The 24,399-nt window shown below is 65.3% G+C and carries 17 protein-coding genes; 13 read left to right on the top strand and 4 right to left on the bottom strand.

Features of this window, described 5'->3' with window-relative positions:
- Positions 1-186: 186 nt before the first annotated feature.
- From rpsL to OPU70_RS15655, 9 genes are all read left to right on the top strand, one after another.
- The gene (rpsL, locus tag OPU70_RS15695; RefSeq protein ID WP_042538704.1) at positions 187-555 is read left to right on the top strand and encodes a 30S ribosomal protein S12; all 369 of its coding nucleotides are present in this window, start codon (positions 187-189) and stop codon (positions 553-555) included.
- A gap of 5 nt (positions 556-560) precedes the next feature.
- Positions 561-1,031 carry a 30S ribosomal protein S7 gene (gene rpsG / locus OPU70_RS15690; protein WP_042538706.1) on the top strand — a complete coding sequence of 157 codons (471 nt, stop codon included), beginning with the start codon at positions 561-563 and terminating at the stop codon, positions 1,029-1,031.
- Between the two features lie 84 nt (positions 1,032-1,115).
- Positions 1,116-3,233: an elongation factor G gene (gene fusA / locus OPU70_RS15685; protein WP_042538708.1), complete on the top strand. Its 2,118-nt coding sequence runs from the start codon at positions 1,116-1,118 to the stop codon at positions 3,231-3,233.
- A 148-nt stretch (positions 3,234-3,381) separates the two neighbouring features.
- Positions 3,382-4,572 (top strand): elongation factor Tu, encoded by a 1,191-nt coding sequence (tuf, locus tag OPU70_RS15680; protein ID WP_042538710.1) that lies wholly within the window; start codon positions 3,382-3,384, stop codon positions 4,570-4,572.
- A 193-nt stretch (positions 4,573-4,765) separates the two neighbouring features.
- Positions 4,766-5,428, top strand: coding sequence for a VanZ family protein (locus tag OPU70_RS15675; RefSeq protein WP_498558210.1), 663 nt, complete (start codon positions 4,766-4,768; stop codon positions 5,426-5,428).
- A gap of 146 nt (positions 5,429-5,574) precedes the next feature.
- Positions 5,575-6,735, top strand: a complete 1,161-nt coding sequence (locus tag OPU70_RS15670; RefSeq protein WP_498558209.1) for a polysaccharide pyruvyl transferase family protein — start codon at positions 5,575-5,577, stop codon at positions 6,733-6,735.
- Positions 6,736-6,892: 157 nt separating this feature from the next.
- The gene (locus OPU70_RS15665; protein ID WP_498558208.1) at positions 6,893-8,968 is read left to right on the top strand and encodes a glycosyltransferase; all 2,076 of its coding nucleotides are present in this window, start codon (positions 6,893-6,895) and stop codon (positions 8,966-8,968) included.
- Position 8,969: 1 nt separating this feature from the next.
- On the top strand, positions 8,970-10,001 hold the full coding sequence (gene galE / locus OPU70_RS15660; protein WP_498558207.1) for a UDP-glucose 4-epimerase GalE: 1,032 nt from the start codon (positions 8,970-8,972) through the stop codon (positions 9,999-10,001).
- A complete protein-coding gene (locus OPU70_RS15655; RefSeq protein WP_498558206.1) occupies positions 9,905-11,221 on the top strand; it encodes a class I SAM-dependent methyltransferase in 1,317 nt (438 codons plus the stop codon). Before galE ends, OPU70_RS15655 begins: the two co-directional genes overlap by 97 nt.
- Positions 11,222-11,223: 2 nt before the next feature.
- Here OPU70_RS15655 and OPU70_RS15650 read toward each other — a convergent pair whose 3' ends face one another.
- From OPU70_RS15650 to OPU70_RS15640, 3 genes are read right to left on the bottom strand one after another with little or no spacing between them, the layout of a single operon-like run.
- Positions 11,224-13,608 (bottom strand): glycosyltransferase, encoded by a 2,385-nt coding sequence (locus OPU70_RS15650; protein WP_498558205.1) that lies wholly within the window; start codon positions 13,606-13,608, stop codon positions 11,224-11,226.
- Positions 13,609-13,619: 11 nt separating this feature from the next.
- The gene (locus OPU70_RS15645; protein ID WP_498558204.1) at positions 13,620-15,965 is read right to left on the bottom strand and encodes a glycosyltransferase family 4 protein; all 2,346 of its coding nucleotides are present in this window, start codon (positions 15,963-15,965) and stop codon (positions 13,620-13,622) included.
- A 15-nt stretch (positions 15,966-15,980) separates the two neighbouring features.
- Positions 15,981-16,643 carry a hypothetical protein gene (locus tag OPU70_RS15640; protein WP_498558203.1) on the bottom strand — a complete coding sequence of 221 codons (663 nt, stop codon included), beginning with the start codon at positions 16,641-16,643 and terminating at the stop codon, positions 15,981-15,983.
- 408 nt (positions 16,644-17,051) lie between these two features.
- Here OPU70_RS15640 and OPU70_RS15635 point away from each other — a divergent pair, with 408 nt between their 5' ends.
- Complete coding sequence (locus OPU70_RS15635) at positions 17,052-18,101, top strand: hypothetical protein (protein ID WP_498558202.1); 1,050 nt, start codon at positions 17,052-17,054, stop codon at positions 18,099-18,101.
- A gap of 17 nt (positions 18,102-18,118) precedes the next feature.
- Here the strand turns inward: OPU70_RS15635 and OPU70_RS15630 are convergent, their stop codons facing one another.
- Positions 18,119-20,452: a glycosyltransferase gene (locus tag OPU70_RS15630; RefSeq protein WP_498558201.1), complete on the bottom strand. Its 2,334-nt coding sequence runs from the start codon at positions 20,450-20,452 to the stop codon at positions 18,119-18,121.
- A 40-nt stretch (positions 20,453-20,492) separates the two neighbouring features.
- Between OPU70_RS15630 and OPU70_RS15625 the strand changes: the two genes are divergently transcribed.
- The 3 genes from OPU70_RS15625 to OPU70_RS15615 all read left to right on the top strand — a co-directional run bounded on the left by OPU70_RS15625 (position 20,493) and on the right by OPU70_RS15615 (position 24,278).
- Entirely contained in the window at positions 20,493-21,659 is a 1,167-nt protein-coding gene (locus tag OPU70_RS15625) for a nucleotide sugar dehydrogenase (RefSeq protein ID WP_309690876.1), read from the top strand.
- A 104-nt stretch (positions 21,660-21,763) separates the two neighbouring features.
- Entirely contained in the window at positions 21,764-22,615 is an 852-nt protein-coding gene (locus OPU70_RS15620) for an ABC transporter permease (RefSeq protein WP_498558200.1), read from the top strand.
- Positions 22,608-24,278: an ABC transporter ATP-binding protein gene (locus OPU70_RS15615; RefSeq protein WP_498558199.1), complete on the top strand. Its 1,671-nt coding sequence runs from the start codon at positions 22,608-22,610 to the stop codon at positions 24,276-24,278. The genes OPU70_RS15620 and OPU70_RS15615 overlap by 8 nt, the downstream gene beginning before the upstream one ends.
- Positions 24,279-24,399: the final 121 nt, after the last annotated feature.

Raw genomic sequence — 24,399 nt, 5'->3', positions numbered from 1 at the left:
CGTTACGTGGCATTACACTTGATCAGGTGTGTGCACGTCTCGACGTGCGCGCTGGGCGTCGGCACCATGCCGGTCCGCCCCCACGGCATACCCACCACCACAAAGGCACGTCGATTCCGGCGTGCCGGTGGGTCACTGATGTGAAACCCATCACGCTGTCACCGTGCAGCATTATGAGGAGAGAACGTGCCAACCATTCAGCAGTTGGTTCGCAAGGGTCGCTCGCCCAAGGTCACCAAGACCAAGGCGCCCGCACTCAAGTCGAACCCGCAGCAGGCCGGGGTCTGCACCCGCGTCTACACCACCACCCCGAAGAAGCCGAACTCGGCGATGCGCAAGGTCGCTCGTGTGAAGCTCCGCAACGGCACCGAGGTGACCGCCTACATCCCGGGCGAGGGTCACAACCTCCAGGAGCACTCGCTGGTGCTCGTCCGCGGTGGTCGTGTCAAGGACCTCCCCGGTGTTCGCTACAAGATCGTCCGTGGCGCCCTGGACACCCAGGCCGTCAAGAACCGTAAGCAGGCTCGCAGCCTCTACGGCGCAAAGAAGGGCTGAGTCCAATGCCTCGTAAGGGTCCCGCCCCCAAGCGTCCCGTCGTCAACGACCCGGTATACGGCGCTCCGATCGTCAGCCAGCTGGTCAACAAGATCCTGGTCGACGGTAAGAAGTCGCTCGCCGAGTCGATCGTCTACAACGCCCTCAAGGGCGTCGAGGCGAAGAACGGTCAGGATGCCGTCGCCACTCTGAAGAAGGCGCTCGACAACGTGCGCCCGACTCTCGAGGTCAAGAGCCGCCGCGTCGGTGGCTCGACCTACCAGGTTCCGGTCGAGGTCAAGCCGCACCGCGCGAACACCCTCGCGCTGCGCTGGCTCGTCAGCTACGCCAAGGGTCGTCGTGAGAAGACGATGACCGAGCGTCTCCAGAACGAGATCCTCGACGCGTCGAACGGTCTCGGTGCAGCGGTCAAGCGCCGCGAGGACACGCACAAGATGGCCGAGTCGAACCGCGCGTTCGCTCACTACCGCTGGTAAACAGCTTCGCCTGCCCCCGGCCACACGCCGGGGGCAGGCACCCCCTCTTCGCAGTACGACTGCCAAAAAGATAAGGACACTCCTGTGGCACAAGACGTGCTCACCGACCTGAGCAAGGTTCGGAACATCGGCATCATGGCTCACATCGATGCCGGCAAGACCACCACCACCGAGCGCATCCTGTTCTACACGGGCGTCAACCACAAGCTCGGCGAGACCCACGACGGTGCCTCGACCACCGACTGGATGGAGCAGGAGAAGGAGCGCGGCATCACGATCACGTCTGCCGCCGTGACCTGCTACTGGAACAAGAACCAGATCAACATCATCGACACCCCCGGTCACGTGGACTTCACGGTCGAGGTGGAGCGCTCGCTCCGCGTCCTCGACGGTGCTGTCGCAGTGTTCGACGGCAAGGAGGGCGTCGAGCCCCAGTCCGAGACCGTGTGGCGTCAGGCTGACAAGTACAACGTCCCCCGCATCTGCTTCGTCAACAAGATGGACAAGCTCGGCGCGGACTTCTACTTCACCGTCGACACCATCATCAACCGCCTCGGCGCCAAGCCGCTGGTCATCCAGCTGCCCATCGGTGCAGAGAACGACTTCGTCGGCGTCATCGACCTCGTCGAGATGCGTGCTCTCGTCTGGGCTGGTGACTCCAAGGGTGACGTCACCATGGGCGCCTCCTACGAGGTCCAGGAGATCCCGGCCGACCTCAAGGACAAGGCAGACGAGTACCGTCAGCAGCTCCTCGAGACCGTCGCCGAGACCGACGACGCTCTGCTCGAGAAGTTCTTCGGTGGCGAAGACCTGACCGTCGCCGAGATCAAGGGCGCGATCCGCAAGCTCACCGTGGCTTCCGAGATCTACCCGGTCCTCTGCGGCTCGGCGTTCAAGAACCGTGGCGTCCAGCCGATGCTCGACGCGGTCGTCGACTACCTGCCGAACCCGCTCGACGTGGGCTCGATCCAGGCTCACGACCCCAAGGACTACGACACGATCATCGAGCGTCACCCCGACGCGAAGGATCCGTTCGCGGCTCTCGCGTTCAAGGTCGCGGTGCACCCGTTCTTCGGTCGCCTCACCTACGTGCGCGTCTACTCGGGCCAGCTCGACTCCGGAGCCCAGGTCGTCAACTCGACCAAGGGCAAGAAGGAGCGCATCGGAAAGATCTTCCAGATGCACGCCAACAAGGAGATCCCGGTCCCCTCGGTCACTGCGGGCAACATCTACGCGGTCATCGGTCTGAAGGACACCACCACCGGTGACACCCTGACCGACCCGGCCTCGCCGGTCGTACTCGAGTCGATGACGTTCCCCGAGCCCGTCATCGAGGTCGCCATCGAGCCGAAGACCAAGGCCGACCAGGAGAAGCTGGGTGTCGCCATCCAGAAGCTCGCTGAAGAGGACCCGACCTTCCGCACGGAGCTCAACCCCGAGACCGGTCAGACGACCATTAAGGGCATGGGCGAGCTGCACCTCGACATCCTTGTCGACCGCATGAAGCGCGAGTTCAACGTCGAGGCCAACGTCGGCAAGCCGCAGGTCGCGTACCGCGAGACGATCCGCAAGGGCGTCGAGAAGTACGACTACACGCACAAGAAGCAGACCGGTGGTTCGGGTCAGTTCGCGAAGATCCAGTTCAACATCGAGCCGCTCGACCTCGACGACGAGAAGACGTACGAATTCGTCAACTCGGTCACCGGTGGTCGCATCCCGCGTGAGTACATCGGCTCGATCGATGCCGGCTTCCAGGATGCGATGAACGTCGGCGTGCTCGCCGGATACCCGATCGTCGGCGTCAAGGCGACGATCGTCGATGGTGCTGCTCACGACGTCGACTCTTCGGAGATGGCGTTCAAGATCGCAGGATCCATGGGTATGAAGGAAGCTCTTCGTCGGGCCAACCCCACGCTCCTCGAGCCGCTCATGGCGGTCGAGGTGCGTACTCCCGAGGAGTACATGGGCGACGTCATCGGTGACCTGAACTCGCGTCGCGGCCAGATCCAGTCGATGGAAGACGCCGCCGGCGTCAAGGTCGTCCGTGCGCACGTGCCGCTGTCCGAGATGTTCGGCTACATCGGCGACCTGCGCTCGAAGACCTCGGGTCGCGCCGTCTACTCGATGGAGTTCAACAGCTACGCTGAGGTTCCCCGCGCTGTGGCCGACGAGATCGTCCAGAAGCACCAGGGCGGCGAGTAACACTTTCCTGGGAGCCGGGTTTCGGCTCGGCTCCCAGGTCACCTACAACTTCACATTCCCTCTCTACTAAACTGAGATTCACACCCGTAGAGAACCGGTCGCAAACCAGTGCCCGGCACCCTCTACATGACGTCCTGAGGAGGACCCAGTGGCTAAGGCCAAGTTCGAGCGGACCAAGCCGCACGTCAACATCGGAACCATCGGTCACGTTGACCACGGCAAGACCACGCTCTCCGCAGCGATCTCGAAGGTGCTTGCTGACAAGTTCCCGTCTGACACCAACGTGCAGCGCGACTTCGCTTCCATCGACTCGGCGCCGGAAGAGCGCCAGCGTGGAATCACCATCAACATCTCGCACATCGAGTACGAGACCCCGAAGCGCCACTACGCGCACGTTGACGCCCCCGGCCACGCCGACTACGTCAAGAACATGATCACCGGTGCTGCTCAGATGGACGGCGCGATCCTCGTGGTCGCCGCCACCGACGGCCCGATGGCTCAGACGCGTGAGCACGTGCTGCTCGCCAAGCAGGTCGGCGTGCCGTACCTGCTCGTCGCGCTGAACAAGTCCGACATGGTCGACGACGAGGAGATCCTGGAGCTCGTCGAGCTCGAGGTCTCCGAGCTGCTCGCTTCGCAGGGCTTCGCCGAGGACGCTCCTGTCGTCCGCGTCTCCGCTCTCAAGGCCCTCGAGGGCGACGAGAAGTGGGTTCAGTCGATCCTCGACCTCATGGAGGCCGTGGACGAGAACGTTCCGGACCCCGTGCGCGACAAGGACAAGCCGTTCCTGATGCCCGTCGAGGACGTCTTCACGATCACCGGTCGTGGAACCGTCGTCACCGGCCGCGCCGAGCGTGGCACGCTGGCCATCAACTCCGAGGTCGAGATCGTCGGACTCCGTCCGACCGTCAAGACCACGGTCACGGGTATCGAGATGTTCCACAAGCAGCTCGACGAGGCATGGGCCGGCGAGAACTGTGGTCTCCTGCTCCGTGGCACGAAGCGTGAGGACGTCGAGCGCGGTCAGGTCATCGTCAAGCCGGGTTCGGTCACGCCGCACACCGACTTCGCCGGTACCGCGTACATCCTGTCGAAGGATGAGGGTGGGCGTCACAACCCGTTCTACACGAACTACCGCCCGCAGTTCTACTTCCGCACCACCGACGTCACCGGCGTCATCACGCTGCCTGAGGGCACCGAGATGGTCATGCCCGGCGACACCACTGACGTGACGGTCGAGCTGATCCAGCCGATCGCCATGGAAGAGGGCCTCGGCTTCGCCATCCGTGAGGGTGGACGCACCGTCGGCGCCGGTACGGTCACGAAGATCATCAAGTAAGCATCTGCTTTCTCGCACAGGGGTCGGGCCTTCGGGTCCGGCCCCTTTGTCGTACCCGGGTGCGGACATGTCGTGAGCGCGCGGTTTCTCGGCGACTTCGCGGTGAGATGCGACTCGTGACGGATAACATGGCCCGAGCCTGCCTGCGGGCATCGCCGTCGCCCGACCTCGGGCGTGAGAGAGGAACGCGACCATGACACAGATCCAGGTGGGACCCCCGCCGCCGCGGAGCCACGCACGGCTGTGGATCTCGACGCTGCTGCTGATCGTGTACTCCGCGTTCGTGCTGCTGGTCACGATGTGGCCGCAGCCTGAGCAGCTCGAGTTCGACAGCATCGCGGGGCGTGTGCTCCGTGCGCTGCACAACCTCGGCGTCCCCGAGCGATTCGACTACAACGAACTCGAGTTCGCCGCCAACATCGGCATGTTCGTGCCGCTCGGTTTCCTGCTCGGCCTCGCACTCGCACGCAAAGCGTGGTGGGTCGCGATCTTCCTGCTGCCCGCCTTCTCGGGAGCGATCGAGTTCACGCAGGGCATCGCGCTCGACGAGCGCGTATCGACCGTGCTCGACGTGCTGGCGAACACGATCGGCGGATACACGGGCCTGCTGCTCGCGATGATCCTCAGGGCGATGATTCACGCCAGAGATCGCACCATGATCGAGCGCGAGCTGTGGGAGCGACGAACCGCTGCGGCCGAACTGCAGCAGCAGAACGCGGCGCGTGCGGTCGCTCGTCAGGCGTCGCCGGTGCAGGCTGCGCCGGCGTGGGCTGCGGAGCCCGATCCGGTGACCCGCGTGCTGGACGCTGACTTCTGGGAGACCGGTGACGCGCCTACCGTGCGGATTCCTGTGTGAGCAGACGCTTGCAATCGTGCTGTCGAACACTCGACGGCACCGCTGGGCGGAAGGCGGAACTGAGTGGTCGGCGACGTGTACTACGCTGGCTTCGACCACCCACGCACGCCGTGGCTGTCACACGCATCGACTGAAAGGCGCCGGGCATGAGTCAGCAACCTATCGGAGTGATGGGATGCTACCCCACGCTCCCCGCCGAGTTCCCGATTCTGATGCCTGAGAACGCAGGCAACATGATCCACGGCAACGCCCCGTTCGAGCTGTTTCCTGAAGCCGTCTTCTACAAGGACCGCCGCTTCGGGCCCGGCCGTCGCAACTTCGTCGAGTACGTCAACAACGAGTGCAGCCATCTCGTGGTCACGGTGGCCAACTTTCTCAAGCTGAATGATGAGGACGGGTCGCGCTACAAGAGGTTCCAGGACTACCTGTCGAACTTCACCGTCCCGATCGTGATCTTCGGATTGGGCGCGCAGGCGCCCACCCAGGAGCTGGATGGGACGATGCCCGCGGAGGCAATCGAGCTCATGAAGTTCCTCGGAGACAGATCCGAGGCCGTCGGTGTTCGTGGTGGATTCACTGCTGCCATGTTCGAAGAGTTCGCAGGCGTGACGAACACCTTCGTCACGGGGTGTCCCTCGTTCTTCTCGCGTCCGCAAGCGTTCACGCTTCTCGCAGACGCCATCCGTGACGGTCGTGAGGGTCGGACCGCCTACAATGGCACCACGTATCACGAGCCGCTCGAGAATCGCATGCTGGTCCGGGCCATCCAAGAGGACAGTCACCTGATCGAGCCGGTGAACAAGTTCGCAGCGACGTACGCATACGAGCTTCAGCGCGGCACGGCTGATGTCCCGCTGCCGTGGTTCCTGAAGCGTCCGGTGAAGGAGGGCGCGCTGTCGGTGCCCCAGCTCGAGCGCTACTACACCAGCCGGTTCAATCTCTTCCGTGATCCCGACTCCTGGTACGCGTTCAATTCCGAGAGCGTGGGCTTCTCGTACGGTACGCGGTTCCACGTGAACATGGCGTCCTTGCTCAGTGGGGTGCCCGCCGTGTGGGTCACGCACGACAGTCGCACGGAAGAGCTGACCAATGTCCTCAGGCTTCCCGCTCTGCCAAAGGAGCTGGTCGTGGATATGGGATCGGACGAGATCCACGCGTTGATGGACTATCAGCCGATGTTCGACGCGCTGCCTGAGCTCTTCGAGCAGTTCAACGACTACTTGGCGATCCACCGGCTTCCCGCGGTCGAGGCGCCGACCATCGACAATCCTTACGACGCAGAGATTCGATCCGAGTCGCTCGCATAAGCCACCATCCAGAGCGACAGGCGCCGTGGCGCCTTTCTGACTCGACCCTCCGTCGGGGACATGGCCGGAGGGTGACGTGCAAGTATGCGACGGGTGAGTCGTTCTGGCTGCCTCGCGAATTCCGATACTCTGGATCGACGAACGGAGTGGGGGACGAGTGGTCAAACTTGTGAGGTCGATCTCGCCGGCGGTGTCGGTCGTGATCCCGATGCACAACGCTGAGCGACACATCCAGGAGACCTTGCAGAGCCTCGCTTCGCAGTCTCTGCTGGATTTTGAAGTGATCGTCGTGGACGATGGCTCGACGGACGGATCGGCATCGATCGTGGATTCCTTCGTCGGTTCGGATCGACGGTTCCGTCGTATCGAGGGACCAGCCGTGGGCAGCGCCGGAGCAGCTCGGAACGCGGGAGTAAATGTCGCCCGTGGTGAATACCTCGGCTTCCTCGATGCGGACGACCTGTACGCGCCCAGCATGCTCGAAAAGCTCTATGCCAAAGCCAAGGCGGATCGTGCTGATGTGGTCCTGTCGGGATTCAGCACCCTCGATGACGTCACGGGCGAGCGGAAGTCCCAGCCTTGGGCACTACGGGTGGATACCATGCCTGCGGACACTCCGTTCAGGCCCGAGGACGTTGCCGATCACCTCTTCTATTTCACGAATCCGGCGAACTGGAACAAGCTCTTTCGGAGGGCTTTCATCGCCGACGCGGGGATCGAATTCCAACCGTTGAGGCGTGCGAACGATGCGTACTTCACGTATCTGTCTCTCGCTCGGGCGCAGCGGATCAGCTACGTCGCGGAAGAGCTCGTGGAGTACCGCGTCAGCAACACAACGAGCCTGCAAGGCTCAGTGCACGAGACTCCACTGGAGTTCGTCGAGGCGATCACGGGTATCTACGAATCGCTCAAGGCGGCCGGTATCTACGAGCGCCATCAGCGAGCGTTCATGAACCTCGTGGCCTCGATGTCGGTCGGAGCGCTGTCGAGAGCCAAGACCGCTGAAGCATTCGCGACGACTTACGACGCTCTGCGCAACGACGTCTTCCCTCGGAACGGGCTCACCGAAGCTCCGAGTCGCGTATTCCTCTCGTCGCATCTTCGGCAGCGAGTTGCGGAGATCATCGCGAAGCCGGTGTCGGTGTTCCTGTTCGATCGCGCCGGCGCGCCGGGTGGTCCGCCCCTGCCGGAGGCCGTCGCATCGCCCGAGATTCCGATCGACATGAGCGGAGATGCCGATCTCGAGGATCGACGTCCCACGATCGACCCGGCCGTCCCCGACGTCTCTGTGATCGTCCCCGTGTACAACGCCGCTGCCTGGCTGCACGAGTGTCTGCTCTCGGTGCTCGGGCAGACGGGTGTGTCGGTCGAGGTGATCTGCGTCAACGATGGATCCACCGACGACTCTCTGCGCATTCTCCACGAATACGCGACGAGCGATCCCCGCATCGTCATCATCGACCGAGCCAACGGGGGGCTTTCTGCGGCTCGTAATTCCGGTCTCGAAGTGGCTCGGGGTCGCTACGTCTGCATGCTCGACAGCGATGACTACTGGCGTACCGACGATCTGGCCGCCCTCGTCGAGATCGCGGATCGTGACGCGCTCGACCTGCTTCTCTTCGACGCCGAGGCTTTCTTCGAACCGGGTGTCTCCGAGGCTACGCACACCGCCTACGCGACGTACTACACGCGCAAGAAGGCCTACTCGACCGTCGTGTCAGGGCCGCAGCTGATGGCTGAACTCAACAGCGAGAGCGAGTATCGCCCCAGTGCGTGCCTCTACCTCGTGCGTACCGGTCTCATCAGCGAGGCCGGACTGTCGTTCATCCCGGGCATCATGCACGAGGACAATCCTTTTACCTTCGCCCTCTTCCTTCATGCCGTTCGAGCAGCGCACATCGACAACCCGATCTACGCGCGCCGCATGCGCCCGGGGTCGATCATGACGGGCGGCGCAGCGGAGCGATCGATGCGCGGTTATTTCGCGGCCTACCTGGAGATGAAACGACGGCTGGCCCATCACCCCGTCGACCCGGAGCTGGCTGCTCCCATCGGCGACGTGATCCATCGGATGTTCGCGGCAACCCGACGCCTCTTCCTCGAGCTTCCAGAAGACGTCGGCGCGCGTATCCAGGAGGTCGACCCGACCCCCGAGGCCTACAGCATCTACATGATGATGCGCCACGAACGTAATCAGACGCTCAAGATCCAGCGGCTGACGAAGGCGGCCTGAGGTGCGGGTTCTTGTGACCGGAGGTGCGGGATACGTCGGATCCCACACGGTGCTGGCCCTTGCTGAGGCCGGACACACACCTGTGATAGCCGATAACTTCTCGAACTCGAACCGCGCCGTCCTGGAGCGTCTCGAACGTATCGGAGGTGCTCCGATCGAGTGCCACGAGATCGAGCTCACCGACAACAAAGCAACGGATCGGCTGTTCTTCGCAGGGGCGATCGACGCGGTCATCCACTGCGCCGGCCTGAAAGCGGTCGGGGAGTCGGTCTCTGCACCGCTCGACTACTACCGGAACAACCTCGACAGCACCTTGGCTGTCGCCGGTGCAATGGAGAAGCACGGCGTTAGCCGACTGGTGTTCTCCTCGTCCGCAACGGTGTACGGCTCGCATCACGAGTCCCCGCTCAGCGAGGACAGCTGGCCGCTCGACTCGTCGAACCCCTACGGTCAGACCAAGGTGATCATCGAGCGCATGCTCACTGACATCGCTGCGGCGAACACGGGCTGGAAAGTCGCACTGCTGCGCTACTTTAACCCGGTCGGCGCTCATCCGTCGGGGCTGATCGGCGAGGATCCTCGCGGGATGCCAAACAACCTTATGCCTTTCGTCGCGCAGGTCGCCGTCGGACGACGGGAGCGCCTGACGGTCCACGGCGGCGATTACGACACCGCTGACGGCACGGGCGAGCGTGACTACATCCACGTGGTCGATCTCGCGGCTGGGCACGTCGCCGCACTCGATCACCTGGACTCGATGGCCGCCGACGTCCGTGCCTTCAATCTCGGCACCGGCACACCGACGTCGGTTCTGGGTCTCGTTCGTGCGTTCGAACAGGCCAGTGACCGGACCGTGCCATATGTCGTCGGGCCGCGCCGCGACGGCGACCTCGCGGTCGCCTACGCCGATCCGTCTCGCGCACGCACGGAGCTCGGATGGACGGCGGCTCGTTCGATCGAGGAGATGTGCGCGGACACCTGGCGGTGGCAACGGGCCAATCCGACAGGCATGTCATCGCGACTCGTCAGCTAGCAACGTGGTCGGCCCCCAGGGGCCGCAACAGGAGGAACCAGATGCCAAGGCTCAGTGCGAGGGATCTCGCGACCATTGCCGTGCTTGTCGGCCTCGCTGTCGCTGCGGCGTGCGTCGCAGTGATGGGGTACGTCGAGTGGGCTCTGGTCCTGATCGCCGCCCTCGTCGCGATGCTCGGCGTGATCTCTCGATTGGAGTTCGCCACACGACGGGGGGATGTGCGCGCCCAGATGCGAGATGTTCGGCAGGCGCGCCGTCTCGCTGAGCAGATCCTGAGCAGCTCGAAAGCTACCCGAGGCGAACTGCAGAACGCCTCGACGACCGCGCGAGCGATGTCATCGGTCGCGAACACCTACTCGTCGCGTCAGGCGCTCGGTCCGCGCGGGGACGGGCAGTCACGGGCTCTGGTCGAGCAGTTGTCACAGGACATGGCGGCGCTGAGGGCGGAGATCCGCGGAATGCGTGTAGCCCACCAGCTGCTGTCCCAGACGATAATCTCTACGAAGGACGGTGTCATCACCTCCGCGGAAGCGCTGGAGGACATGTCGAGCAAGATCACCCGTATCGATCGTCGTGTGCATCGGATCGAGACCGAGAGCGTGAGCGAGGAGCAGGCGCTGCTCCAGCTCCTCGCACGCTACACGCCCCGCACGCCGTTGCCGCCTCTGTCCGGGTGGGCGCTGAGTCCCGTGGGGATGGTGTATCTGCTCGACGCGATCGAACAGCGCGATGCCGTCTCTGTCGTCGAATGCGGCAGCGGCACGTCGACGCTCTGGATGGCGCTTGCCCTGAAGGCCAAGGGATCCGGCAAGGTGTATGCCCTCGAGAATAGCGAGGACTATGCCGCGGCGACTCGAAAGATGCTCGAGGCCCACGGTCTCAGCGAATGGGCGGAGGTGTCGGTCTGCCCTCTGACGGAGCAGTCGACGCCACGCGGGGAATTCCGGTGGTACGACCTTCAAAAGGTGGGGCTGCCCGAGGTCGTGGATGTGCTGCTCGTGGACGGTCCTCCGGGAACCACCGGTCCTCACGCTCGGTACCCGGTCCTGCCCCTTTTGCATGCGAGGCTGGCGGCAGATGCGCTGGTGATGCTCGACGATGCAGACCGGCCCGACGAGCGGGAAGTGGTCGGTTTCTGGATGGAGGAAGGCCTCGTCGGCAAGACTCTTTCGTCACCGCATCGTGGCATCACGGTGTTTGAGGCGACTGCAGGAGCGTGAGCTCAGCGAACTCTCTTCATCGCTGAGCGTCTGGCCCACTCTGCCATGGGGCGGAGCCAGGGAGCGACGTCGAGCAGCGCCTTCATCGCCGGGACTGCTTTTCGTATCGCGCGCTCGACGCGCGATACGTGGATTCTTCCGCCAGCCACTCCATGCGAGTTCCTAGAGTCGACCGCCGCACGGGCCGGAGCGCGGGTGGCGGATTGCTGCTCGGTGAGCATGATCATCAGGTCCAACAGTCGGCGAACGTCGTCGACGGTCGGTTCGGGCGACAGATTCGCGGACAAGGCATCTGCTATCAGGTCCCGATACCAGGCTCCGAAGTCGTGAGCCAGCTCCCGCTCAGCGGCAGCCAGCGATGCCGTCGACAGCTCGGTGTATCGGTGCTCGTGCTCGGCTGCCTCGGCGATTGCGGTGGCCAAGGCACGAGCATCTCCCTGCTCCACTGCGACTATCCCCCCGTTGTCTACGGTGACGGCCAGCCAGGGCAGGTCGTACATCGCGACCGGGAGGCCCCGCGACTGCGCCTCCGGGATCGTGAGGGGGTAACCCTCGATGATGCTGGTGTTCACAAAGATGTCCGATGAGTCGATCGCGGCTCTGAGTGCGGCGCCGTGGAGCGGGCCTACCGCTTCGACACGATGCGCGAGACCACGTGCCTTCGCCATCTCCTTCAGCCGTGAGGCGGTCATATCGCGCCAATCCGGTCCGATGATCCGAAGGCGGAAGTCGATGCCCATCCGCTCGAGGTGCGCGGCGACCTCGATCAGCTCGCTGACCCGTTTCGTGCGCTGCTGCAGGCGCCCCCACCAGACGAGCTCAACTCGTCGCCCCGCCGGTGAGTGCCTCGGTGCAGAAGCGACTCCCGCAGTGAGCAGGTGCGACGACGGCGGATTCGGAAGGAAGGACACCCGCGGCATTCCACGCAGCTTCCAGAACGCGACGTCGAGTGGCGAGAGCACGACGAGGTGCGAAAGCAGGGGGAAATATCGCGGGGCGGATTCGAGTCGATCGAGGCCGAACAGGAGAGACCGGCCCGCGAAGTTGTGCGACCAGCCGATCGTGGCCACGCCTTCGGCGCGAGCCGCGAGAGCAAAGGCCTGCCACGACGTGGAGTACTGCCACTGGTGGTCGATCACCAGATCCGCCTCGTGCTCCGCGCAGACACGAGCCCAGTCCGCAAGAGAGCTGCCGAGCGTGTCCGTCGACACCTCGGCGAACTCCACGCCGGCGGGAAGTGTCGAGAGGTCGCTGCCAGGCTCTCGCGCTGCCACCGTCACGCGGAAGCCGGATTCCTGGAGCACTCGAGCTTGAGATATCACGACGCCCGAGATCCCCCCGGTGCGCAGATGGTTCGTCGCGAGCACGACGCTGTGCACAGGCCTGGATGCAAGCTCGATTGCGTCGCCGTGGCTGGCGAGTGTGTCTATCGCCCCGGGCCAGTGCGTTGCGGTGGACTGCACGATATCGCTCGCGGATGCCCGGGTGTACAGGTCGGCGAACATCGCATCCCGCAGATCCTCACGCGTGTGCTCTGCCAGATAGTGCGTGGTGTAGCCGATGATGGCGCGTCGCACTGACGCGTAGGTCCTGACCAGGTCGGAGTCGACTCTCGTGCTGGCGATCTGCCGAACCGCTGGCTCGATGGAATCGATGGATCGGATGGCGCCCGCGTAGAACGACGCGGTGCTGAGATCGCGCACTTTCTGACCACTTCCACCCCGCCCGAAGTGATAGCGGTAAAGACGGTCGGGGATCGACTCGAGACGTGTGGCTAGAGCCGCGGAGAGGAACGAGATCGGTAGGTCGTTGACCCGCGGCAGCACCAAGTCTTCGGGCATGAGCCCGTAGACATCAGCGAGGAGACGCGTGCGGAACATGTATCGCCACAGCTGGCCCTGGGCGGGACGATCGATCGGGAACAGCCCGCGCAGCACGTCGCTTCCGGTGAGTGACGAGTGTTTCGGCTGGAGGCGTGACTCGAACGGCCCGCCTGTGCGCCCGTCGCGACGAACGACCTCGACACCGAATTGCACGAGATCTGCGTCGGTCGCCGTCGCCTTCTCGAGTGCTGCCTCGGCGGCTGCCGGGGCCAACTCGTCGTCACCGTCGAGGAAGAGCAGATGATCGGCCCTCGCCGCCAGGATCCCGACGCGACGGGCCTGGAACGCCGACGTATTCTGCTCTTGACGGATCAGCCGAACACGAGAATCCCTCGAGCTGTAGCGCTCGACGATCGCGGCGGTGTCGTCTGTCGACGCGTCGTCGACCACGATGACCTCGAGCGCTGTGAGGGTCTGTCGGGTGCAGCTGTCGAGGGCATTGGCGATTCCGTCCGCGTCGTTGAAGACGGGGACGACGATAGAGACGAGGGGGTTCGCTTGCATGTGATCTCTCGCTATCGGCGCAGCAGCGCGCGTTTGAGCTTGTTCGCCGCGGGTCGCAGCCACGGGGCCGCATCGATGACGCGATGGCCGATCGGGGTCAGCTTGCGCTCGATGCGAACGCCGAGAGGGAGGCGGCGCGAGCGAGTGCGGAGAGATGAGGACTCAATGGTCGTCGTCCGAGCACGCGCGGGCGGGGGCGACGGGGTGCTTCGCTCAGCGTAGAAGACGAGCAGTTCGAGCACCTTGCGTCCGTCCTCGAGCGTCGGCTCGAGGGAATGCGGCGGAGGAAGCTCACCACGCAGTAGCTGCTCGTAGAGCTGAGTGAAGTCGTATGCGGTCGCATCAGCAGCAGCTGCGATGGACGCACGGGACATCGACTCGTACCGCTCGGGATCCGCGGCGAGGTCGGCGATCGCCCCGGCGAGAGCCTCGGGGTCTTGCTGGGGAGTGGTGATGACCCCGGCGTTGCCCTGTATGAGCGACAGCCACGGCAGGTCGTACATCACGATCGGAAGGCCGCGCGACTGCGCCTCGGGCAAGGTCAGCGGGTATCCCTCGATGATGCTCGTGTTGACGAAGATATCAGACGAGTCGATCACTTCGAGCAGATCCGCACCGTGCCGTTGGCCGGTGAGTTCGACTCGCTCGGCGACGCCGCGGGTCGCGGCGAGAGTCCGCAGACCATCCGCACTCATGTCGGCCCAATCAGGGCCGATGATCCGCAGGCGGAAGTCGACACCGAGCCGCTGCAGTGCCGCCGCGACCTCCACGAGCTGCGAGACCTTCTTGGTGTGCTCCTCCAGTCGACCCCACCAGACGAGTTCGAGGCGCCGGCCCTTCGGTGCGCGCTTCGCGTCGCGCAGGTCACTCGCGCCGAGGAGCAACGGCGATGGCGGATTCGGGAGGTAGCTGACATGCCGGATGCCACGCAGCTTCCAGAACGCCACGTCCAGCGGCGAGAGCACCACGAGGTGTGCGAGTGCGCCAAGGTGGGTCTGCAGCAGGGTCTGCAGGTCGTTTCCGTTGTATGTGGGACGGCCGGCGAAGTTATGGATCCAGCCGATGGTCGCCGCACCGGCGGTGCGAGCCGCCAGCGCGAACGATGGCCAATCGCGGGAATACAGGATGCGGTGATCGATGACGACATCGACATCATGACGGCGGCAGAGCTGTGCCCACTGCACCACGCGCTGACCACGGCTCGTGCCGCTCAGCTGCACGAGTGTCGCCCCCTCGGGCACGAGTGATTCTGCGCTCCCTGGGCGATGTGTCGCGATCGTCACGCGGTGACCCGCTGCGATCAGGAACCGCGCCTGTGTGAGCAGCACCCCCGAGACGCCGCCCGTGGTGAGCACGTTCGTCGTGAGCAGCACGCTGCGCACCGGAGTGCGGCCGAGTTCCCGACGCTCGCCATGAGCGACGAGCGCCGGGATCGCGTCGGGCGCGAACGTGACAGCGGCCAAGATGATGTCGAGGTCGTCGACGCAGGCCCGGAGGTCGTCGTGCCCCTGAGCGCGCATCACCGGCGGGAGAGCGGTCAACACGGCGAGAGCCTCGCTGATCGTGGTGAGGTAGCCCGAGGTGTAGCCGTCGAGTAGCGGCTCGGGGTCGGAGCTGCGGCGCGCCTGCTCACGTACGATCGCGGCGACTGCCCGGAAGGCCGTGACGCGGCTCAGTGCGCGGCCGAGAAGCTCGAGGTCGGCCGAGGTCTCGCGCTGCGGCGACCGGCGGAGGTACTCCACTGTGCTGACGGCAGCATAAGAGGTGGCGGATGCGTAGGCGAACAGCACGACCGCCCGGTCATCGATGAGCTGATCGGGATCGACGCCCAGGGCCGCGTAGGCCTGCCGCAGCAGGCGGGTGTGAAACAGCTGGCGGGTGATGCGCAGTTCGGCCGCCGTGTGCCTTGGGGCGAGGCCGCGCAGGATGTCGGCTCCGTGGAGGGGCCCCGCGTCAGGGGCGTGTTTCCGGCCTTTGCCGTCAGACGAAGTCTCCTGGACGGCGAATCCGACGAGCTGCGCCTGCGACTCCGCGGCCCGACGCTGAAGTCGTGTCGCAGCGCCACGAGGCACCGTGTCTCCAGGTTCGAGCACCAGCACGAACGGCGCGTTCGCAGCCTCGACGCCCGACCGGAGCAGCTGTGCCGGTGCCGCATCTGAGGGCTGAGCAAAGGTGCGGAGGCGCGGGTCGCCGGAGATGTCGGCTGCGAGAGCGCCAACGAGCCCCCGAAAAACGCATACGACCTCGATCTGGGTGAGCGACTGCGCGAGGCACGACCGAAGGCTGCGGTCGAGCGCTTCTGCGTCGGCATCCGCAGCGATGATGAACGAGATGAGGGGAGTTGAAGGCATCGTCATGTGAACAGGTTCGTATCAGCGTGCTGCCGCGGCGGCGCGATACACATCGTGGTACTGCTCGCTCACCAGGTTGGGTGCACGTGAATCGAGATTCGGACGAGAGGTCGGGGGATCCTCACGCAACGCGGCGAGCGCTGCCTCGAGTGTCTGGGCAGTCAAGGGACCGGTGTGGCGTCGCACCCACGAGGGGCCGACCTCCTCGGCCAGCGACCGCGTGTGCGCAGTGTCTTCGACGAGCACGGGCCGGTCCAACGACAGGGCGAGCATGAGGATGCTCATCGACTCATAGGTCTCTGGCGCGGTGACGAGCACGATCTCCGCCTGGCTGACCTCTGAGACGGATGCCGCGTCGGACAGCAACTCGTTGCGGAGCGCCATCGTGTCGGAATGATCTGCAAGAGTTCGTGCGTACGAGTCCTTGAGTTCTGTCGGCACCTTGCCTGCGATGCGCAGCGTCCAACCGGGCAGGTCAGCGACGCCGAACACGTTCAGGATCGCCCGGCACGCCGGATGCAGTGTGGTGACGGCAGTGATCAGCACGCGTCCCGCCACGCACTGCTCCTGAGGAAAGCCGAGGAAGCGATCGCGGACGTGGCTGTGGCCGATGACGCGCGCCGTTCGCCCGTCTGCCGCTGCAGTTGGGTACAGCGAGATCACGGTGGTCGCGGCCTCGTCCACGATCGCATGCGACCGGGAGGTGCCGTGACTCGTTTCCTCGCCATGTACAGTGCGTACGAGAGCGATTCGTCGACGTCTGAGGAACTTCGTGAAGCGCTTTGCGCGCCGCGTGCGCTCACGGTCACGAGTGCGATGATCACCGACGACGGCCGTTATGTCGGTCAGATGGATCACATCCACGTCGTGTGCGCGAAAAGGGTCTGTGCGGAACTCCAGCGCGACACCTCCCGGTGCCCGGCCCTCTGAGTCGTCGCCGACGAGCTGATCGACGTAGTCGATGCGATATCGCGGGGGGCGCGAGGTTACGAGGACCGTCGGAACAGTAGCCTCGATCGCGGCCTGTTCGGTCGATGCCCCGGTCCGGGGGAGGGGCACGGAGAACACACAGCCACCATATAGTGGGGTGCAGTGATTGTGAAACCGACTCAGCATGTGTTCGCCCATCTCAGCGGGCAGGACGACAACCTCGGCGACTCCGCGTTGAGGCTCGCCTATCTCGAAGCTTTGCGGGGCCCCAACAGGCACGTCCACGTCCACCTCGGCGACGCGACGAGCGACTTCACCGCCGGCTTCGCTCCGGTTTCTGACGTCACCATCTACGGCGCGAGAGGCGAGTGGGCGGAGGTCGAAGCCGCGACGGCTCGCCCTGTGCATGCGTTCAACGCCGGTGAGATCAATCCACGTACGGGGTACTTCCCTGTTCCGCGTCGCGCCGCTGAGTGCGAGCGCGTGCTCGACGCGGGCGGGGCACTGATCTTCGCAGGCATCGGTATCAAGAACGTAGAGAAGCTGCAGGGCGTGGTCTTCGACCCGGTTATGCGGGAAGCCTCTGTGATGTCGTGGCGCGACCGCGGGTCGCGCGACGGCGCAGGGTTCGGCGATTTCGCACCCGACTGGGCGTACTCCGAGGGGAGGTCGGTCGAGGAATGGGCGTCTACCGCCGATCGACCGCTCATCGCCGTGACGATGCGCTTCGACCGCGCCTGGCCGGGGGAGGAGTGGCTCGCGGACGTGCGCGCGTTCGCGGCTGCGACGCAGACCCGGATCGTCACCGTCGCGCAGGTGGCGCGTGACGCGCCGCGAGCGGTGCACCTCGCGAGCGCTCTCGGCGGCGAGTACGTGATGCCCTCGAGCATGCGGCACGACGTGCTCGACGAATACGTGCGCGGCGTGTATCGGCAGTCGCTCGCCGTCGTCAGCGACCGGGCACACGGCCTCATCATCGGCGCGACCGAGGGCGCTTATCCGATCGGATCGGGAAGCGACCCGAACAAGATCTCGCGGTTGCTGGCGGCGGTGGGGCTCGGGGACCTCGTGGGTCGGTACGACCAGTTCGGTGACTTCGCCCTTAGATTCGAGACTCACCTTCCGAGGCTCGCTCCGGCTGTGACTGCTGCCCGTGCCGAGATCGCAGACCTGACAGGGCGCATCCACGCGGCGATGGACGCCGTGGCGTAACGCCGGGAAGCGAGAGCTCAGCGTGCGCCGAGCCACCCCTTCGCACGGTGCGCGAGGGGCTGCAGCCCTGGGACCCGCCGCAGCGTCGCGCGGCCGAGCGGCGCGGCCGACTCCCAGACGCGCTTGCCCCAGGCCACAGAGTCGATCGACGTGACGGGGCCCCCGTTCGCACGCTGGGCGAAGAACACCAGCAGGCCGAGCAGTTGCCTGGCATCGTCGAGAGTCGGGTGCGGCGAGAACCTCGGCGGGAGCGCGCCGGTGACCACGTCGCGATAGAGCTGAGCGAAGTCGTGGTCGCGCGCCCGTGACGCAGCATCCAACGACGCCAGCGACAGCTGCGCATAGCGTTCGGGATCCGCGAGCGTCTCGGCGAGCCGGGAGGCGAGCCCTTGTGCGTCGCCCTGAGGTACGGCGACGACGCCCTGGTTCTCCTGCACGAGGGTGAGCCACGGCAGCTCGTACATGAAGACCGGAAGCCCCCGAGCCTGTGCCTCGGCGATCGTGAGCTGGTACCCCTCGATGATGCTCGTCGAGATGAACGCATCCGCAGCGTCGATCGCGGCGACAAGAGCAGCTCCTCGCCGCGGCCCGACGGCGGTGACAGCGTCGCCGACGCCCCGACGCCGTGCGAGCGCGTTGAGCTTCTTCGCGGTGACGTCGTCCCAGTCGGGGCCGATGATCGTGAGGTTGAACGGCACACCGAGAGCGCGCAGCTGCACGCCCACCTCGACGAGCTCCCGCACCTGCTTGGTGCGCTGCTCGAGTCGTCCCCACCACACCAGCTCGAGCCGACCCGACGGCGCGGGCTTCGCACCCGAGTGAGCCGCCGACTCGAACATCAGCGGCGACGGGGGATTCGGCAGGTACGCGACGTGGTCGATGCCGCGCAGCCGGAAGTAGGCGACATCGAGTGGCGACAGCGTGACGAGCTGGGCGAGAGTGGGGCTGCACCGCTCGATCAGTGTCAGTCGATCGTTGCCGTCGTACACGGGGCGCGCGACGAAGTTGTGCAGCCAGCCGATCGTCGCCGCGCCCTCGGCTCGCGCCACGAGGGCGAACTCCGGCCAGGTGTCCATGTAGAGCACCTGGTGGTCGATGATCACATCGACCTCCTGCGCTCGGCAGATCTCAGCCCACTGCGTGAGCTGAGCGGGGAGCTGACGTGAGGCCAGCTCGATGAACGGGATGCCGGCCGGCAGCACGCTCGCGTCGCTCCCGCCGTTGCGCGCCACGACGGTCACGCGATAACCCGCTTCGTGCAGATATCGCGCCTGCGAGGTGAGCACGGCCGAGACGCCCCCGGTGCGCAGCGTCGACGTGACGAGCAGGATGCTGCGCGCAGAACCCTCGGGCAGGCCCTGCCACGTCGTGTGGAACTTCAGGGCTTTCAGCGTCCCCGGATAGAACCGCGCGGCCGCATGCACGATGTCCTTTCCGCTCGCGACGGTGTGCAGATGCGCGAGAGCGCTGTCGAGCACGGCGTCGTCGCTGTGCTCGACCAGCTGAAAGCACACGTACCCGATGATCGACAGGCGCACGGACTCGTAGGTGTCGCGGACGAGGGCCGGGTCGGCATGTGACGCGGCGAGTGCCTCGACAGCCGGCCCGATCGCATCGACCGAGGTGATCGCCCCCGTATAGAATTGCGCGCGTCCGACGGTGTCGACGCGATGGCCGCTGCCGCCGCGCCCGAAATGGTAGCGGTAGAGCTTGTCGGGAACGGCGGTGTAGCTGGTCGCGATCGCCGCCGCGAGGAAGAGCAGCGGGAGGTCGTTGACGCGGGCGAGCGAGAGGTCGTCGGCCACAAGGGAGTATGCCTCGCGCAGCACGCTCGTGCGGAACAGGAATCGCCAGAGTTGGCCCTGTGCCGGCTTGCCGACCGGGAAGAGCCCGCTCAGAACGTCTTTGCCGACCAGCGGATGCTGCGGCGGCTGCAGTCGCACCTCGTAGGGACTGCCGGTGCGTCCGTCTCGTTCGACGACCGTGACGCCGAACCCGACGATGTCGGAATCCGTCGCCTCGGCCTGCGCGACCGCGGTCGCTGCGGCGTCCGGCGTCAGCTCGTCGTCGCCGTCGAGGAACATCACGCGTTCGGCGCTCGCCGCGAGGACCCCGGTGCGGCGTGCCTGGAACGCCGAGAGGTTGTGCTCATGGCGCACGACGCGCACACGGGGGTCGCGCTGCCGGAACCGCTCGAGCACGGCGGCGGTGCCGTCTGTCGACGCATCGTCGACGCAGATGATCTCGATGTCGACGAGAGTCTGCGCGAGGGCGCTCTCGAGAGCAGTCGCGACGGTCGCATCGTCACCCGAGACCGGCATGACGATGGTGAGCAGAGGGCGCAGTGTCATCGCGGACGAGTCTATCCGCGGGCCGGGATAGCCTGAGGGCATGAAGATCGCCATCGCAGGGACCGGATACGTCGGCCTGTCCAACGCCGTCATCCTCGCCCAGCACCACGAGGTGTTCGCCGTCGACATCGACCCTGCGAAGGTGGAGATGCTCAGTCGTCGGGTCTCGCCGATCGCCGACGTCGAGCTCGAGGACTACCTCGCCACGCACGAACTCGACCTCACGGCGACCGTCGATGCTGACGCGGCCTATCGGGGTGCCGAGTTCGTCGTCGTCGCGACGCCGACGAACTACGACGAGGTCACCAACTACTTCGACACCTCGTCGGTCGAGAACGTCATCGACACCGTGCTCGCGGTGAACCCCGACGCCGCGATCGTGATCAAGTCGACCGTGCCGGTCGGGTTCACGGCGCGTATGAAAGCCGAACATCCGGAGTCGAAGATCGTCTTCTCGCCGGAGTTCCTGCGAGAGGGTCGCGCGCTGCACGACAACCTCTATCCCTCGCGGATCGTCGTCGGAGACCGAGGCCCCGTCGGAGAGCGTTTCGCCGAACTTCTGCTCGAGGGCGCGATCGCCACCGACGTGCCGGTGCTGCTCACCGAGTCGACCGAGGCCGAGGCGATCAAGCTCTTCGCCAACACCTACCTCGCGCTGCGCGTGGCGTACTTCAACGAACTCGACACCTATGCGGTCGTGCACGGGCTCGACACCAAGCAGATCATCGAGGGCGTGGGACTCGACCCGCGCATCGGGTCGCACTACAACAACCCCTCCTTCGGCTACGGCGGATACTGCCTGCCGAAGGACACGAAACAGCTGCTCGCGAACTACTCCAAGGTGCCGCAGAATCTCATCGCCGCAATCGTCGATGCCAACAGCACCCGCAAGGATTTCGTCGCCACCGACATCCTGGCCCGGGAGCCCCGCACCGTCGGCGTCTACCGCCTCGTCATGAAGTCGGGGTCTGACAACTTCCGGGCGTCTTCGATCCAGGGCATCATGAAGCGCATCAAGGCGAAGGGCGTCGAGGTGGTCGTCTACGAGCCGTCCCTCGACGAAGACGAGTTCTTCCACTCGGAGGTCGTGCGCGACCTCGACGAGTTCAAGGCCAGGGCCGATGTCATCATCGCGAATCGCTCGACGGATGCACTCGACGACGTCGCCCACAAGATCTACACCCGCGACATCTACGGCCGCGATTGAGTCGTCCTCAGGGCCGCACGAGGCGCCGTGCGGTAACATGATCCGATATGTCCGCCCTTGCGCGGGCGTATCGCGTGTCAGGGCAGAGAGGTAGAGGATTCCGAATGGGAGCGATCGCTGTGCCCGCGACCACCGGTCTGAGCGAGGTGGGGAAGCGTCCGCGCTTCGGCCCTTACCTCGCTGACACGTGGCAAATGCGTGCCTTTGCGTTGCGGTTGGCCGGCAGCCGCCTGATCGCAGGATTGCTGCCGAACCGTCTCGGCATGCTGTGGGTGGTTCTCAAACCGCTGTCGCTCGCGATCGTCTACGGCACCATCTTCAACTTCATCCTCGCTGGTGCGGCACGACCTGCGAACTTCGTGCCATACCTCATCGTGGGCGTCTTCGTCTTCGAGTTCTTCACCGGATGCTTCGGCAGCGGATCGAAGTCGATCACCAGCAACGCAAAGCTCGTACAGAGTTTCGGCTTCCCACGCATACTTCTCCCGATCTCCGTGATCGTTGAACAGGCGCTGCGGATGATCCCCGTCGTGCTGCTGCTCGGCATCCTGCTGCTCATCCTGGGTGAGCCGATCTCATGGTCGTGGCTGCTCCTCGTACCGATCCTCACCGTCATGGGTGCGTTCAATCTGGGTGTCGCGCTCGTCGTCGCGCGGATCTCGGTGCGTACGAGGGACATCCAGCAGCTGGTTCCGATCATCAACCGTGTCCTCTTCTACGCCAGTGGAATCTTCTTCAACATCGACGGGGCGCTCGCGGGTTATCCGACGATGCTGACGATCGCGCATCTTCTTCCGACGTACGAGTTCATCGCTTTGGCTCGGGACGTGATGCTGGACGGGTACGCTGCTCCGGCGCTGGCGTGGATCGCTGCTCCGATCTGGGCATTCGTGGCGATCGTCGCCGGTACCGTCTTCTTCTGGCAGGGCGAACCGAGGTATGGCCTCAGTGACTGACCTTCTTCTCCCCGAGACGCGACCGGACTCGCTCGACAGCTCACCGCGTCCGATGATCGTGGCCGACAACGTGCATGTCAACTACCGCGTCTACGCGTCCGGCAAACGGATGACGACTCGGGAATCTCTGACGAGTATGCGCTCCTTCAGGGGCGGCCGCGACCTGCAGACGGTCCCGGCGCTACGAGGGGTGAGCTTCACGGCGACCGAGGGCGAGTCCATCGGCGTCGTCGGGCATAACGGCTCGGGAAAGTCGACGCTGTTCCGGGCGATGACCGGACTCATCCCGCCCTCGGAGGGTGCGATCTACGCCCGTGATCGTCCTGTGCTGCTCGGCGTGAACGCGGCACTCGTGCCCGAACTCTCGGGCGAGAACAATATCAGGCTCGGGCTGCTGGCGATGGGGTTCAGCCCGGAGGAAGCGGCCGCGCGCGTCGACGAGATCGCCGACTTCGCCGAGCTCAACGACTTCATCTACCACCCGATGCGCACCTACTCGTCGGGCATGGGGGCGAGACTGAAGTTCGCTATCGCGTCGGCGAAAGCTCACTCCATCCTCCTGGTCGACGAGGCGCTCGCCGTGGGCGATAGACGCTTCCGCGCGAAGAGTGAGAAGCGCATCAACGAACTGCGCGACAGCGCCGGTCTCGTCATGATCGTCAGCCACTCCACCGGCTCGCTCAAGCAGACATGTGAGCGAGTGCTCTGGGTGCACAAGGGCGAACTCATCGCCGATGGCCCCACCGACGACGTCGTCGCCGAGTATGTCGCGTGGACCAAGAACCCGGGATCAAGTGCCGTCGGCGCGGCATCGGCACCGAAGCCTCAGACGAAGAACGCGCCGATCGCCGTCGGATTCGACCCGAGTTCTGTCTCGGACGATGACGCGTCGCGGAATGCTGCAGGCGGCGCAGTGCCACTGGCATCCTCTGCTTCGGCCGAGCCGCGATCACTCGCCCGTCGAGAGCGCCACCGCCGTCTCGAGCAGCGCACGAGGAAACGCAGCGTGCTGCTGATGGTGCTGTCCGGCGTCGCCGTCCTGCTCGCAGTGGCCGCCGGCGCGATCATCGGCACACTCAGCAGCGTCGCGGCTCCCGCCGAACCTGAGCCGTCTGCGCCTCCGACGGCTTCGACGCCCGAGGCGGTGGCTGATCCTGTGATCAAGAGCTTCACCGCGAACACGGCCACTGTCGAGTGTGCCTCGGAAGAAGCCGAAGGTCAGGTGCTGCTGAGCTGGCAGATCGACGATGCCAAGAGTGTCGCGATCGCTGCGGCTGAGACCCAGGTCGACGCGCTCGAGCTGCCGCTCGCCGCAGCCCTGCCGGCGAATCTCACCGATCGCGCCGTGCCGTTCTCCTGCGCGACCGAGACCGTCGTCTACACGGTGACCGCTGAGAACGAGGATGGCGTGCGGGTCAGTGCTCCCGTCACGGTCACGCGCGTGCTGCCGGTCGAGACCGAAGAGCCCGACTACGACGACTCCCCGTCGCAGCCGCGACCCTCCCAGCCGGCGGAGCCCGAGCCGGTCACCCCGCCGGCACCTGAAGTGCCTGTCGAGCCCCAGCCGAGCACGCCGCCCACCGAGCCGACGCCGGAGCCCACGACCCCGCCGATCACCGAGCCGCCCGTTTTCGATCCCGGAACCGGCGCGACCACACCCTGAGGACGCGGCGCGCTGGCACCACACCGCGCGGCATCCGTGAACGGCTCGCCTCGGCGAACAGACTAGATTTACCTCATGCGCCGCCGGGATCCACGATCGTCCAGAGCGCCCCGCGCCACCC

The sequence above is a fragment of the Microbacterium sp. SWDP-B6 genome, from assembly GCF_059803615.1.
The sequence above is the reverse complement of the archived record's forward strand: the minus strand, read 5'-3'. Positions and strand labels throughout refer to the sequence as shown.